The following is a 13,993-nucleotide window of genomic DNA, read 5'->3' as shown; positions in this document are numbered from 1 at the left end:
GGCAACCTTGTTCTGACATGCCTCTCTTACACTCTTCCCTGGTTACCCCCGCGGGGTGGTCGGTGTGGGGGGGTGCCGGCGGAGGGCCCTCCGGCCGCCACCCCGGACCGCCGCCGGTCATCGCGCCGGCCGACCGGTCACGGCTTCCTGCTGCCCGCCGCCTTCTTGCCCGCCACCGGCTTGGCCACCGGCTTGGCCGCCGGCTTCTTGTTGGTCTTGGCCTTGTCCGCCTTCGGCTTGGCGGTCTTGCCGGTGCCGTCGCCCTTGCCCGGGCCGTGGGGCTTCTCCTGGGGCTTCTTGGGCCCCTCCCCCTTGTCTTCGGGGCCTTCGACCACCGCGGTGGTCCGGCACTTCGGGTCCTTGCTGCCGGTGCCGCAGTTGCTGCCCGAGGACTTGGAGACCACCTTGTTGGTGAGCTTGTGGTCCGCGTACGGGCGGTACTTGACCGTCACGGAGAAGGTGATGGTCGCGGACTCACCGGGCGCCAGCTCCCCGGACCACCGCAGGTTCGGCTCCTCGTACTCGACCTCTCCGGTGCTGGCCTCGGCGTCGTCGTTGAAGTCGGCGTCGTCGAGGAGCCCGTGGAGGTTGTCGGTGATGCGGGCCGGGTCGGCGGCCGTGAAGGGCGCCTGTCCCGTGTTCTTGACCTTGATGGTGTACTTCACCGTCTCGCCGATGCCGACCTTGCCGTGCCCGTGCTGCTTCTTGACGATCTGCAGCTTCGGCCTGTCGACCTTGGTCGTGACGGTCGAGGTGTTGTTGCCCGGCACGGCGTCGGCGGTGTCCGCGTCCACGATGGCCGTGTTCCTGATCCGCTTGACCTCGGCGCTCGCGGTGCCCGTGAAGGTGATCGTGCGGCTGTCGCCGGGGGCGATGTCGGTGCCGCCGCAGGTGAGCACGCCACCGCTGATCCGGCAGCCCGGGGTGGCGGTGGAGGCGTTCTCCAGGCCGTCCGGGACGGTGTCGATCAGGGTCCAGTTCACCGCCGTCGCGGGCCCGTTGTTCGTGACGGTGATGGTGTACGTGACCTGGCCGCCGGCCGCCACGGAGGCGGGGCCGGACTTCACCACCGCCAGGTCCGCGAGGGGCGTGTTGGTGAAGACGCAGTCCGCGGCGACGCCCTGCGCGTTCGCGGAGGCCGGGACGGTGAGCGTGAAGGAGGTGCCGGTGCCCTGCTGGAGCACCGCGTTGCCGTGCGCGGTGTCCACGCACTTGTACGTGGTGGCGTACTCGGCCGGGTTGGTGGTGCCGGAGGCGGACTCGCTGAAGGTGTACGCGCGGCCGACCACGGCCGGGAGGGCGCCGGCGGACTCGCCGGGGCCGTCCTGCACGCCCGTGTCCGTGCCGGTGGTCGTACCGGTGTTGCCGGAGCTGATGCCGGCGCCGGTGATGGAGACCGTGAACTGGTCGGTGGGCCTCACGCGGCCCGCGACGTCCTTGTGCGCGGTGACCGAGGAGCCGTACGTGCAGTTCCCGGCGTCCTGGGGCTGTTCGAGGCCGAGGGGAGCACCGGTCATCGGGATGGTGGCCGCGACGGCGCCGCTGTTCGGGTCCACCTTGAGCAGGTTGCCGGCGCTCAGGCCGTTCTCCTGCGTGACGTAGAGGTAGCCGTCGGCGCCGAACAGGGCGCCGGTGTGGTCACCGGTGGCGGCGTCGGGCAGCTCGGCGATGAGGTCGGCCGTGAGCGGCGCGTTGACCGGCGTGGCCGGCAGGGGTCCGTTGACGCGCAGCAGCGCCTCGTCGGGGTCGGAGAGCAGGAGGTAGAGGGTGCCGGCGGAGTCGAAGACGAGGTCTCCGGAGGTGCCGGCGAACGGGGCGGTGCTCACGGTGCCCACCAGGCCGACGTTGACGTTGTTGGCGGTGTCGAACGCGTAGATCGCGTGGCGGGTGAAGTCCCCGCTGCGGTCCGGCAGTGCCCGGGAGTAGTAGAACCAGCCGTTGACCGGGTTGATCGCGCCGCGGTTGACCTCGGTCCCCGTGGTGCCCGTGGCACCGGGGAAGGACTGGGTGGCGTTGGTGTTCAGGTCCAGCCGGTAGACCGTGTACGCGCCGTTGGCGTCGGGGGCCGTGGACACGGCCCACGCGGTCTGGCCGCCCGGGGCGATGTCGAGACCGTTGAGGTTCCTCGCCGCGTCCGGCTCCGTGAAGCTGCCGATCTCGGTGCGCGCGCCGGTGGCCAGGGCCACCCGCTGCACGGACCGTCCTGCGGCGGGGCCCTGCTTGGCCAGGACGTAGCCGAAGCGCGGGGTACACGTGGCGGGCACGATCTGCTGCGGCGCGCCGCGGCCGGCGCGTGCGGCGCCGGGCTTCGCGGCGGGGGCCGCGGCGGTATGGGAAGCCCCGCCGGCCACGGTGCCCGGCCGTGCGGCCGGGGCCGCCGTGGCGCTGGGGTGCGCGAGCGGCATCGCAGAGACCACGAGGGCTGCCACCGCCACCGCACTGCTGAGGAACGTCGTCTTGCGCATGCAGCTGCTCCACGGGTGAGGAGGAAGGAGCCCGGGACGCTGTGCCGCGGTCGGTGCGAGGGGCGGTCGGCGCCTCGTCGCCCGTACCCGCAGCGGTCCCGATCCGGCTCCGTGACGCCGCATATCGGACCACTGCAACGAGCGGGCGCCGGGGACGGCATGGCGCAGGAATCACAAATGACCCCATAAGGTCCATAAAGTGTGATTCTTCACCCGGGCCGCGGCGGGCCCGGGGCAGGGGGGCGGCCGTCCGCCGCCGCGCGCCGGGGACCCGGGGCCCGAGGGCAGGGCGGGGCGGGGCCCTCGGGGGCCCCGCCCTTGCCGGTCAGGGGCAGGTGACGAGGACGACCGAGACGGCGGAGCAGGTGACGGACGCCGAGTCGTTGGCACCGTTCGGGTCGGTGGGGGAGGAGGCGGTGCGCGTCCCGGTGACCTTGACCGGGCCGAGGGCCAGCAGGCTCAGCGGGACGCGGAAGGACTTGCTCGCGCTCGCCTTGTCCGCGATGGCCCCGTAGGTGCAGGTGACCGTGGCCGCGGAGCCGGTGCAGCCGGCGGACAGGTGGGTGGCGGAGGCGCCGGGCGGGAGCGTGGCGGTCAGCGTCGCCGAGGTGACGGCGCCGGGGCCGGTGTTGTGCGCGGTCAGGGTGTAGGCGAGGTAGGGCACCAGGAGGCCGAGGTGCGGCTGGGTGGTGAGGTCCACGTCGATGTCCGCGGGCGGCTCCACGTAGCCGTATCGCCCGGCCTCGGTCACCGGGCTGGTGCCGCCGGGCGTGGTGACCCGTACGTCGACGGTGCCGGGCGCGTGCGCGGGGGCGGTCACGGTGCAGGTGGTGGCCGTGCAGGAGGTGACGGCGGCGGGGGTGTCGCCGAAGGTGACGGCGGTGGCGCCGGCCAGGTGGGTGCCGGTGACCGTGACGGCGGTGCCGCCCGCGGCCGGGCCGGAGGCGGGGCTGACGCCGGTGACGGCCGGGGCCGCGGTGCCCACGCTCAGCACGTCGAGGGTCTTGGCGGTGTTGTTGACGACGTAGAGCAGGGCCCCGTCCGGGCTGACCCCGGCGTCGACGGGGCCGCCCCCGACCGGGGCGTTCCCGGTCACGGTGTTCGTGGCCGTGTCGATCAGGGACACGGTGTTGCTGCCGATGTTGGGCACGTACGCGGTCGTGCCGTCGGGGCCGGCCGCCGCGCCGCCCGGGTTGGCGCCGGTGGTGACCTTCGCGGCGACGGTGAGCGCGGCCGGGTCCACCACGGACACGGAGTCGTCCCTGCCGTGGCTCGCGTACACGGCTCCGGTGGCGGGGTTGACCGCGACGGCGAAGGGCTGGGCGCTCAGCGCCACGTTCGCGGTCACGGTGAGGGTGGCGGTGTCGACCACGCCGAGGGTGCTGTTGCCGGCGTTGGTGACGTAGGCGCGCGCCCCGTCGGGGCTGAAGGCCACGTCGCGCGGGGACGGGCCCACGGGGACCGATGCGACCACGGTGTTGGTGGCGGTGTCGATGATGCGGAGCGCGCCGTTGGGGCTGGCGGAGTCGACGACGTAGGCCTGGGTGCCGGCCGGGTTCACGGCGACCGTCCTCGCGTCGTGGATCCCGGTGACGGTGGCCACGACCGTGTTGGCGGCCGTGTCGACGACGCTGACGGTGCCCGCGCCGCGGTTGACCACGTACAGGTGTGCGCTGTCGGGGGTGACCGCGAGCCCGGCCGGATCGCTGCCGACGGGAACGGTGGCTCCGACGGTGTGGGTGGCGGTGTCCACCACGGTGACGGTGTTGCCGGAAGACCCGCCGAACTCGCCGGAGTTGCTCACGTAGACGTGCTTGCCGTCCGGGGCCACGGCCAGGTTCTCGGGGTTCACGCCGAGCGGCACGGTGGCGATCACGGCCGGTGTGACGGCGGCGGCCGGTGCGGCGCTCAGGGCTCCGAGCCCGGTGACGGCGAGCGCGAAGGCGGCGGCCAGTGCGGTACGGCGGCGGTGCCGGTGGGCGTGACGTGAGCGGTGGGCGTGGTACGGGCGGTGCGGGGCGTGCGGGTCTTGGGTGTGGTGCCCGTCGTGCGGGTCGTGCAGGCCGTACGGGTTCTGCGGGCGGCGCAGGCGTAACCGGGTGAGCGCAGACACGGTGAATCCCCCCTCGAAGGCCGCGGCACGACGGCGGGAAGCGGAGGCCCCCGGGAACCGGCGGTGTCGCGTTCGCACAGGACGCCCCGCGCCGTCGGCGTCAACCACCCCCGCCGACGACTGGCGCGTCCCTCGTCCTCCGCCGCGGCGGCATCCGGGCCCCCGCGACAGCCATCCGAGCCCGCCGCCCGGAGCCCGGGCACGCGAGTCGCCGACATCGTTCCAGCGAACCCTCGCCCCCTGTGCGGAACCTTCGCAGTTGTCTCTTTCGATTCAACTCATGACCGATTCAGCGACCCGAATGTCCGCTCGCACCGGCGTCGGCACCGAGCTTGGCGTACACGTACATGTCCCGACGCTCCTCCCCCACCTGCTGCCACCTGCGCAGCAGCCCCTCCCGTACGTAACCGGCCTCCTCGGCCGTGCGGCACGAGGCGTCAGCTGGATGGGCGGACAGCGAAGGCTCGGGCTTCCGTGAGGTAGGCCGCTACCGCACGTTCGTGGCGCCACGGGCGGAGGGAGGTGGCGAAGATCTTGATGTAGTCTCCGCCCCGGACGGTCTGGAGCCTCCTGAACAGGTGCAGGGATTCCCGGCCGAGCCGCAGGCCCGCTTCCCAGTCCCCTTGCTGGGCGTGCGCGGTGGCGAGGACGGACAGCCGGATCCCGCGGGACCGCGCGAACGCGTCGCCCGGCATCGAACCCAGGGCGTGCCAGGCGAAGGTGGACTTCGGGCGGCCGAGGTCGCGGAAGATCTCTGTGGCGTCCGTGACGATCCGCTGCCGGTTGAAGAACTCGATCCAGGTCCGCTCACCCGAGCCCTCGGCCGCCCCCTGCTCCCCCAGTCGCTCCGCGGTGGACAGGCAGGCGCACGCGGCGCGGGCATCGCCGGCCCGGGCGTGGGCCCGGGCCTCGATCAGCTTCGCGAACCCCAGCACCCGGGGGTCGGCGCCGGGCACGCGCTCGTAAGCCCCCTGGGCCATGTCGATCGCCTGGGACGGGAAGCCCCGCATCATCGCCTGCATCGCCATGGTGGTGAGGACATAGGAACCGAGATGCACGTCACCAGCGGCCTTGGCCAGGCGGAGCGCCTGGATGTAGTGGCGCTGGGCGGTGTGGTGATGCCCGGCGTCGAAGGCCGTCCACCCGGCGAGCCGGGCCATCTCCGCCGTCACCGAGAACAGGTCTCGGCCGTCGCGCTCGGTATACCTGGCCCGCAGCAGCGGCGTGACCCGTTCGTACAGGTACTCGGTCAGGGACTGGGACTTCCAGGCGGCCCCACCGAACCGCGAGTCCCAGGCCCGTGCCGCGTCCGCCGCCTGGCGCAGCTCCTCGATGTGCCCCCGTTCCACCGTGGTGCGGCCGCGCGACAGCGCCACGGGCTCGGTGGGACTGACCAGCCAGCGGGTCACGGGCTCGGAGAACGCAGCGGCGGCGAACGGTGCCGTCGCGAGGAAGTCTCGACGGTTCAAGGCACTCCAATACGACGTTGCTTCGGCAAGGGCCTGGTCCTGCTCCCTCGGGAATCCGAGTCCGACGGTAGGGTCACCGTGCGCGGACTCCATCCCGACGTCGGCAAGGTCGACGGGACGGCCCAGGCTCTCCGTGAGCACAGTGCAGAGGTACCGCGGAACCGGCCATTTCGGGGTCACCCCTCTGCGACACCAGTTCGCCACGGAGGTGTGGGTGTACTCGGTAGACAGTCCGTGTGCCGAGGAGATCTGGTTGAGTCGGTGGGCCAGCCTCTTGTGGCTGATGCCCGCTTCGGAGATCAGCGTCTCCAGGTCGATGTTCGTCTTGCGTCCGCTGCCCGTGCGCGCCGGTCCCGCCCGTCCCGTTCCCGTTCGCGCCGTTCCCGTTCGCGCCGTTCCCGCACCCGTACCCGTTCGTGCCCCCGTCGTCATCACGCTCCCCTTCGCCGCCCCTCCGGCTCGGTCACGTTCGCTTCAACTCAAGCGTATGGCAAGGGTGTTCGCATGGGCTCGGGGCGCGATCCGTGAGCCCCCCTCGTGAGCCCTGTGCGCCGTCGCCGCCTTTGGTGTCCTGGGTGCAAGGAGTCCGGGAGCAGAGATCGGAGGCGGGCGGAGCGGTGTGGAAAATGTGGAGCAGGTTTCAGCGGAACGCCCCGGAGGCGGCCGTGGGTGCGGGACCGGGTGGGGGCCGGGGTCCGGGGCGGGCAACGCATTCCGCCCGTTCCCTCGCGGGACAGCACGCATCGCGGCTGCTCGTGGTGGCGGCCGCACCGGCCGGTGCGGTGGTCTTCGAGGCGCTGCCGCTCTGGGTGTCGGCGACCGCCTTCGCCTTGCCGGCCGTCCTCGCCGTTCTGCGTCCGGGCTCGGGCTCCCGGCCCGGGTCAGGAGGTGAGGAAGCGGGTGGCGCCGACGAACGGGCGGTTTGACAGGGGTTCTTCCCTTACCTTGTCGCCCGTGCGGGGGGAGTTGATCATCATGGGGCGGCCCTCTTCGTCCCGGCCGACGTAGATGCCGACGTGCGTGACGTTGGAGGTGCTGCTGCCGAAGGCCACGATGTCGCCCGGGCGGAGGTCGGCCGTGGAGGTGATCCGCACGCCCTCGGCGGATCCGGCCGGCGCCTTGCCCCCGCCGGCGTCGTACTGCGGTTGGCTGTCGCGCGGGATGGTGATGCCGAGGGCGGAGTACACCTGGCTGGTCATGCCGGAGCAGTCGTAGCCGAACCCGGCCGTGCCGGACCACAGGTAGTCGATCCCGAGGAACTTGCGGGCCTCGGCGACCACGTCCTCGCCGGTCACCCCGGACGCCGGGACCTCCTCGAAGTCCTCGCGCTCGAAGTAGACCGGGCTGCCGTCGTTCGCGCGGGCCTCCACGAGGGACGGGTCGCCCGGGACCGGCTTCACCGCGAACTCCGTGTTGTACGAGTACTCCGTGCCGCCGCCCGTGGCCGGGGAGCCGGACTGCAGGGCCTCGCGGGAGGGGTGGCCCCAGGCGGTCGGGCTGGTGATGCGCTCCCGCGTCGTGTCGTACGGGTCCTTCTTCCGGTGCTTCGTCAGCTGCCGGTCGGGCACCCAGCCGGGGTAGCCGCCCGTGGCCCTGGGGGTGGGCTGGCCGTCGACCAGGACCTTGTCCCAGAGCACGCCGTTCCTGGTCTTCGTCTCCAGTACCGTGACCCGGCCGCCGTAGAGGGCCTGCGTCTCGCCCGCGACGTTCCGGCGCAGGTCGAGGTCGGGGGCCATGGCGGCGAACCAGCCGCGGATGTCCACGGGGTTCGTGAGCGCCTTGGCGTCCACGTCGCGCACCTTCTCGGGGCTCTCCCAGATCTGGGCCACCGCCACGTCTACGTAGCAGGTCCGGGCTCCCTTGCAGGCCGCGGAGGCTTCCGAGGGAGACCTGTCCGCCGCGGCGGGGCCGCCTGACAGGGGGACCAGCGCCATGACGGCACTGACGGCGACGGGGAGCGCGATGTTCGTGAGAGCCATATGACGATTGTCCTGCGCGGGCGACGAGGTACCAGCGGCCGACCGGCCGACCATGCGGCCGATCCGGACAACCGGCCAACGGGCCAACGGGCCAACCGGCCTTCCGGGCAACCGGATGCCCGGACATCCGGACCGGCCGGACATCCCGACCGGCCGGACATCCGTTCCGCCGGTCGGGTTCAAGCGCCGCCGACTGATGCACCGTCACTCGTCTGGCACGGGTTTCGGCCGAAAGGCTTTCGGGCTTTGCTCGGCCCGCTCGGGTTTCCGCAGGTCAGCGCGGTCACTCTTGGACCGGACCACGGCTCCTGACACGGAACGGCGGCCCCGCCACCCCGCGCCGAGCTGCCCAAACGACCGTTCGGGCGGGTGCGCGTGGCAGCCATGTCCGAACTCCGGTGGGGCGACTCGCCCCCGCCGGTCCCGTGGGCCAGACTTCCCCCCGCAAGCGACCAACTCCCCTCAGTGAAGGAGATTTCACGGTGCGTCACATCGCGAAGGTCTTCCCGTCCCTCGCCTGCGCAGCCGCCGTCGCCGGTCTGGCGGCCCTGGTCGCCGCTCCGGCCCAGGCCCAGCCGGCGGTTGCCCCGCCCGCCGCTGCGAGCCTGTACGCGCCCTCCGCGCTGGTGCTGTCCGTCGGCGTCGGCGAGGAGGCCGCCCAGGCGACGGTCACCAGGGCGGTGACGCTCACCTGCACGCCCACGGCGCGCGGCACGCACCCCACCCCGCGCCGGGCCTGCGAGAAACTGCGGGCTTCCCGCGGGGAGTTCGACCAGCTGCTGCTCAACGACCGGGACCGCCTGTGCTCGGTCGAGTGGGAGCCGAGGGTGGCTGTGATCGAAGGGGTCTGGCAGGGGCAGCGCGTCTCCTGGCAGCAGACCTTCGGCAACGCCTGCAAGATGAACGCGGCCCTCGCGCGCAGCGTCGTCTTCTCCTTCTGACCCGGTAACCCGTAACCGGCAGCCCGTACCCCGTACGTACGCGCACACGCGCACACGCGCGCACCTGCGCACCGCGCCCGTCCACCACTACGGGCCCACCGACCGCGGCTCCTGACGAGCCGTCCGCGCGCCGCCCCCTTGCACACCACGGCGGCGCTCCTGGCGGACGGGCGGCCCCAGGAAGCCGCACCCCGCACAGCGGCGCCCCCTCCCCCCGGCGCCGCTGTGCGGGCACCCGCATGTCCCGCCCCGCCCGACGGGGGGATCGCGCGGCTCACGGGGGACCCGCCGGGCGGCGGCGCCGCGCCCGGGGCTCAGTCGCGGTGCAGACGATCGTGCGACAAGACCATAATCAGTCGCATGGTGCACGTGTGCCTCCAGGGGGCGAGATGAAGTACGACCTGTCCGGCCGGCTCGTGGTCGGGATCGCTTCCAGCGCCCTGTTCGACCTCACCGACTGCGACGCGGTGTTCCGGGAGCAGGGTGAGGCGGCGTACCGGAAGTACCAGGAGGACCACGTGGACGACGTCCTGGACAAGGGGGTGGCGTTTCCCTTCGTCCGGCGGCTGCTGGCGCTCAACGACCTCGCGGATCCCGCCGATCCGCTGGTCGAGGTGATCATCCTGTCGCGCAACGACCCGGACACGGGGCTCCGCGTCATGCGTTCCATCGCGGCGCACGGCCTGCACATCAGCCGGGCGGTCTTCCGGCAGGGCCGCTCGGCCCACCGGTTCATGCGCGCGCTCAACATGTCCCTGTTCCTGTCGGCCAACGGTACGGACGTGCGCGAGGCGGTGGCCGACGGGATGCCGGCGGGGCACGTGCTCAAGACGGAGCGGGTCGACGACGACGCCGACCGGGAGCTGCGCATCGCCTTCGACTTCGACGGCGTACTGGCGGGGGACGCCTCGGAGCGGATCTTCCAGAGCGCCGGCATCGACGAGTTCCGCGCGCACGAGGTCCGCAACGCGACCACCCCGCACGACCCCGGCCCCCTGAAGGACTTCCTCGCCGGCATCAACCGCATCCAGCACCGCGAGGAGGAGGAGCGCCGCACGGACCCCGCCTACCAGCCGCGCCTGCGGGTGTCCCTGGTCACGGCCCGGGACGCCCCCTCGCACGAACGGGCCGTACGGAGCCTCAAGGAATGGGGGCTGCGCGTCAACGACGCCTTCTTCCTCGGCGGGGTGGACAAGGCCGCCGTGATGCGCGCCCTCGATCCCCACATCTTCTTCGACGACCAGGTCTCCCACCTGAACGGCACGGCGCCGGCCACCCCGAGCGTCCACGTGCCGTTCGGCATCGTCAACACGGCTGCGCCGACCCCGCCGATCCCGCCGACCGCACCGACCCCACCGCCCTCGGCCGGCCCGCGCTGAACCGGCTGCGAGCCCAACCCTGGATCCAGCAGCAGAAGCATGATCACATGGAGGGGGCACCGTCAGTGCCACCGCCGTTGCCGCGCAAGCGAGTTGAAATGGAGTCCGTGTGACGCCCGACGCCGCCACGCCCCGTCCGTTCTCCGGCGTACCGCCGCTGCACGGCGAACTGCGTTTCGATCAGGCCGCCTTGGAGGCGGCTTCGGCCGACTTCGGGGGGCTCGTACGCCGGCGGCCCGCAGCCGTCCTGCGGCCCGGGTCGGCCGCGGACGTCGCCGCCATGGTGCGCCACTGCCGGGACCGCGGGGTGCAGGTCGCCGGACGCGGCCAGGGCCACTCCACGTACGGGCAGGCCCAGGCGCCGGACGGGCTCGTCGTCGAGCTGAGCGCCCTGGACTCGATCGAGATACGCGACGGCAGCGCCGTGGTCGGCAGTGGGGTGCGGTGGAGCGAGCTGCTGCGCGCCACGCTGGCCGAGGGGCTCACCCCGCCCGCGTTCACCGACTACCTGGAGCTGTCCGTCGGCGGCACCCTGTCCGCGGGCGGCCTCGGCGGGCAGATCGGCCGCTACGGCACGCAGGTCGCCAACGTGACCGCACTCGAAGTCGTCACCGGCGAGGGCGAGATCCTCACCTGCTCGGCCGCCGAGCGCCCCGACCTGTTCCGCGCCGCACTCGGCGGTCTCGGGCAGTGCGGCATCATCACCCGCGCCACCCTCCCCCTGGTGCCCGCGCCCCGGACCGTACGGCACTACGTCCTGATGTACCCGACCGTCGAGGCGATCACCGCGCAGCAGACGAAGCTGATCAGGGAGGGCCGGTTCGACTACCTCGTCGGGCAGGCCCTGCTCACGCCGGAGGGCTGGTCCTTCATGATCGAGGCCGCCGCGTACGACGGGACCGCCGCGGACGACGCGCGGCTCACCGAGGACCTCGGGCACAGCACGCTCGACGTGCAGGACGTGCCCTATTTCGAGTTCATCGACCGGCTCGCACCGGCGGTGGAGGCGCTCGCGGCCATCGGCGAGTGGCAGCGGCCGCACCCCTGGATCGACACCTTCCTTCCCGCCTCCGCCGTGAACTCCGTGGTCGCGGAGACCCTCGCCGGGCTCAAGCGGGACGCGGTCGGCGCGACCGCCGTCATCCTGCTCTACCCGATCCTCACCTCGCGGTGCACGACCCCGCTGCCCGTCCTGCCGGAGGGGGACCTCGTCTACTTGTTCTCGCTCCTGAAGACCGCTTCCCCGGGGGCGGATCCCGCGGAGGAGATGGTGGCCGCCAACCGACGTCAGTACGACCTCACCCGCGCGGCGGGCGGCTGCTTCTACCCGATCGGGTCGGTGCCGCTGACGCGCGAGGACTGGGTGCACCACTTCGGCGCGTTCTGGAGCGAGTTCGAGAGCGCCCGCCACCGGTACGACCCCGACGGCATCCTGACCCCCGGGCAGCGCATCTTCTGACCGGACCGGCGGCCGGGGCTGGGCCCACCGGCCGTCAAGGGCCCGTACGGCGGGACGGCTCGGCCGTGTGGCGGGGCGGGCACGGGCCCGCCCCGCGGGTCACAGGCGGTGGAGTTCCGCCGCCAGGTGGTGGTGGAAGGGGAGGCCCATGGCCGCCAGTTCCTGGGTGACGGTCAGGCGGCCGTCGGCGAGGGCGTACCGGCGGCGCATGCCGTGCACTTCCTTGGCGGTGGGGGTGCCGGTCACGTGGGTGGTCTCCAGTGCGAAGCCGGTGTCCGAAACCCCGCCGGTGTACGTCTCCACGATGCCGGTGGGCTGTGCGAGGACCACTTCCAGGGAGGCGTCGGGCAGCACCCGCCACCAGCCGCTCTCCCGGTGCGAGGGGCGCAGCGCGGCGCCCGTGTCGTCGACGAGCCAGGCGCGGGACTCGTAGCGCAGGAAGGGCCGGCCGTCGTGGCCGAAGGAGATCTCCTGCTCGTAGCGGAAGCCGCTCTCCAGGGTGGGGTATTCGCCCTGCCCGCGGCCGCGCCAGCGGCCCAGGAGGTCGAGCACCGGCTTCAGCTGCGGGTGCGGTTCCGGACCCTCGCCGAGGACGTGGGTGTCGGGGTACGGGGTCTCCTGGACCGGATCGAACACGTCGGGCCTTCCTCGTCCGCCGCGGCCCCGGCGGGGCCCGTCCGACGGTCCATTATCGGGTGCCCCGGCGACCTCCGGGCAGCCACCCGCCCGCTTCCCACCGGCGGGGACCTGCGACGGGATCGCCCCTCACCAGCGGGGACCTGCGACGGGACCGCTCCTCACCAGCGGGGCCCTGCGGCGGAGTGTCCGCCGGTCCAGACCACCGGGGGCCGCTGGGGCTGCCGCCGCTGGGTTTCGCTCAGGAGGAACGTTCCGCCGGTGACGCACATGGCGGCGAAGGTGAGCAGCACGGCGGCGGGCCACCAGTAGTTGCCGGTGCCCGCGATGACCGGCCAGAGGGCCGCCACGCCCACGGCGAGCACCGGGAGCAGCACCGCCCTGGCCCACATGGGCAGCTTGCGGCTCGCGACCACGTGGACGAATCCGAGCACGACCCCGGGCACGATGACGGCGATCATGCCCAGGAGGGCGAAGAAGAGCAGGGCGACGACCATGAGGGCGGCCTCCGGGGGCGCGAGGGGACGGACGCAGAGACATGCGCGACGACCCCGCCCATGGCGGGCGGGCGCGTCCGCAGCCTCATCCTGCCAGAGGTTTTGAACACGTTCAATGTCCTGTCGGGCGCGTGGGCGCCGGGCGTCCGGCGCCTCGGTCGTGACGGGCGAGTGTGAGCGCGGAGACGAGCAGGATCACGGCCAGGACGGGAATCAGCAGGAGGTCGGGGAACACGCCCAGGAGCAGCCCGCCGAGGACGGCCCCGGCGAGGGAGCCCGCCGCCATGGTGGCCGTGAAGCGCAGGTTGCCCCGGAGGACGGCGAAGCTGCCGTCACGGCTGTAGCGCGCGAACGCGACCAGCATGGTCGGCAGGGAGACCAGCAGGGACAGGCTCCCGGCGGTCTTGATGTCCGCGCCGAAGACCAGCACGATCGTCGGGATCAGCAGCTCGCCGCCTGCCACCCCCATGATCGCGGCGACGACGCCGATGCCGAACCCGGCCGCGACCCCGACGGGGACCTGCACTCCGGGCCGCATCGCGAGCGTGCCCAAGGGGGTGGCGTGGGTCAGGACCAGGGCGGCCGCCATCACGACCATCAGCACGGCCAGCACCCGGTGGAGAGTCGTGGAGCGCATGCGTACGGCCCAGGAGGCGCCTGCCCAGGCTCCCAGGACGCTGCCCACCAGCAGGTTGACTGCGACGGCCCATTCTGCCGCGACCGCGGCCGCCGGGACGGCGGAGAGGCGGGCGGGCAGCGCGACGAGGACCACGACCAGGCTCATCGCCTTGTTGAGGATCACCGCCGAGAGCGCCGCGAAGCCGAAGAGCCCGACCAGCAGCGGAAGCCGGAACTCCGCACCGCCCAGGCCGATCATCCCGCCGAGGACGCCGACGGCGGCCCCGGCACCGAAGACGACCGGCGCCGAGTGCGCCGGCCGGAGGGAAGGAACGCTGTGGTCCGTGCTCATGACGGGCATCCTCGCCGGTGGAGAGCCCGTACGGATACGGCGCCGCCCCCTCTTCGGGCCAAGGCACCGGACTCCGGGCGCGCAT

Annotated in this window: 10 protein-coding genes; 3 read left to right on the top strand and 7 right to left on the bottom strand. The window is 72.8% G+C overall.

The window, feature by feature from the left end:
- Window positions 1-137: 137 nt before the first annotated feature.
- The 4 genes from ACZ407_RS21130 to ACZ407_RS21115 form a co-directional block, all read right to left on the bottom strand.
- Entirely contained in the window at window positions 138-2,465 is a 2,328-nt protein-coding gene (locus tag ACZ407_RS21130; RefSeq protein WP_468130372.1) for a DUF7927 domain-containing protein, read from the bottom strand.
- Between the two features lie 325 nt (window positions 2,466-2,790).
- Entirely contained in the window at window positions 2,791-4,578 is a 1,788-nt protein-coding gene (locus ACZ407_RS21125) for an IPT/TIG domain-containing protein (protein ID WP_468130370.1), read from the bottom strand.
- Window positions 4,579-5,015: 437 nt separating this feature from the next.
- Window positions 5,016-6,047: a sporulation protein gene (locus tag ACZ407_RS21120; RefSeq protein ID WP_468130368.1), complete on the bottom strand. Its 1,032-nt coding sequence runs from the start codon at window positions 6,045-6,047 to the stop codon at window positions 5,016-5,018.
- An 881-nt stretch (window positions 6,048-6,928) separates the two neighbouring features.
- Window positions 6,929-8,026: a C40 family peptidase gene (locus ACZ407_RS21115; protein WP_468130366.1), complete on the bottom strand. Its 1,098-nt coding sequence runs from the start codon at window positions 8,024-8,026 to the stop codon at window positions 6,929-6,931.
- 482 nt (window positions 8,027-8,508) lie between these two features.
- Between ACZ407_RS21115 and ACZ407_RS21110 the strand changes: the two genes are divergently transcribed.
- The 3 genes from ACZ407_RS21110 to ACZ407_RS21100 all read left to right on the top strand — a co-directional run bounded on the left by ACZ407_RS21110 (window position 8,509) and on the right by ACZ407_RS21100 (window position 11,805).
- Window positions 8,509-8,967: a subtilase-type protease inhibitor gene (locus ACZ407_RS21110; protein ID WP_468130364.1), complete on the top strand. Its 459-nt coding sequence runs from the start codon at window positions 8,509-8,511 to the stop codon at window positions 8,965-8,967.
- Between the two features lie 389 nt (window positions 8,968-9,356).
- Entirely contained in the window at window positions 9,357-10,346 is a 990-nt protein-coding gene (locus tag ACZ407_RS21105) for a 5'-nucleotidase (RefSeq protein WP_468130362.1), read from the top strand.
- 109 nt (window positions 10,347-10,455) lie between these two features.
- Entirely contained in the window at window positions 10,456-11,805 is a 1,350-nt protein-coding gene (locus tag ACZ407_RS21100) for an FAD-binding protein (RefSeq protein ID WP_468130360.1), read from the top strand.
- Window positions 11,806-11,904: 99 nt separating this feature from the next.
- Here the strand turns inward: ACZ407_RS21100 and ACZ407_RS21095 are convergent, their stop codons facing one another.
- The 3 genes from ACZ407_RS21095 to ACZ407_RS21085 form a co-directional block, all read right to left on the bottom strand.
- The gene (locus ACZ407_RS21095; RefSeq protein ID WP_468130358.1) at window positions 11,905-12,441 is read right to left on the bottom strand and encodes a heme-binding beta-barrel domain-containing protein; all 537 of its coding nucleotides are present in this window, start codon (window positions 12,439-12,441) and stop codon (window positions 11,905-11,907) included.
- Window positions 12,442-12,602: 161 nt separating this feature from the next.
- Window positions 12,603-12,938 (bottom strand): hypothetical protein, encoded by a 336-nt coding sequence (locus ACZ407_RS21090; RefSeq protein ID WP_468130356.1) that lies wholly within the window; start codon window positions 12,936-12,938, stop codon window positions 12,603-12,605.
- Window positions 12,939-13,050: 112 nt separating this feature from the next.
- Window positions 13,051-13,908: a sulfite exporter TauE/SafE family protein gene (locus ACZ407_RS21085; RefSeq protein WP_468130354.1), complete on the bottom strand. Its 858-nt coding sequence runs from the start codon at window positions 13,906-13,908 to the stop codon at window positions 13,051-13,053.
- Window positions 13,909-13,993: the final 85 nt, after the last annotated feature.

It is taken from the genome of Streptomyces sp. NPDC030809, from assembly GCF_055572195.1.
The sequence above is the reverse complement of the archived record's forward strand: the minus strand, read 5'-3'. Positions and strand labels throughout refer to the sequence as shown.

Excerpts from the sequence above, each read along its gene's own strand:
- ACZ407_RS21105 (WP_468130362.1), top strand. The coding sequence starts at position 9,357 with ATGAAGTACGACCTGTCCGGCCGGCTCGTGGTCGGGATCGCTTCCAGC.
- ACZ407_RS21130 (WP_468130372.1), bottom strand. The coding sequence starts at position 2,465 with ATGCGCAAGACGACGTTCCTCAGCAGTGCGGTGGCGGTGGCAGCCCTC.
- ACZ407_RS21115 (WP_468130366.1), bottom strand. The coding sequence starts at position 8,026 with ATGGCTCTCACGAACATCGCGCTCCCCGTCGCCGTCAGTGCCGTCATG.
- ACZ407_RS21085 (WP_468130354.1), bottom strand. The coding sequence starts at position 13,908 with ATGAGCACGGACCACAGCGTTCCTTCCCTCCGGCCGGCGCACTCGGCG.
- ACZ407_RS21090 (WP_468130356.1), bottom strand. The coding sequence starts at position 12,938 with ATGGTCGTCGCCCTGCTCTTCTTCGCCCTCCTGGGCATGATCGCCGTC.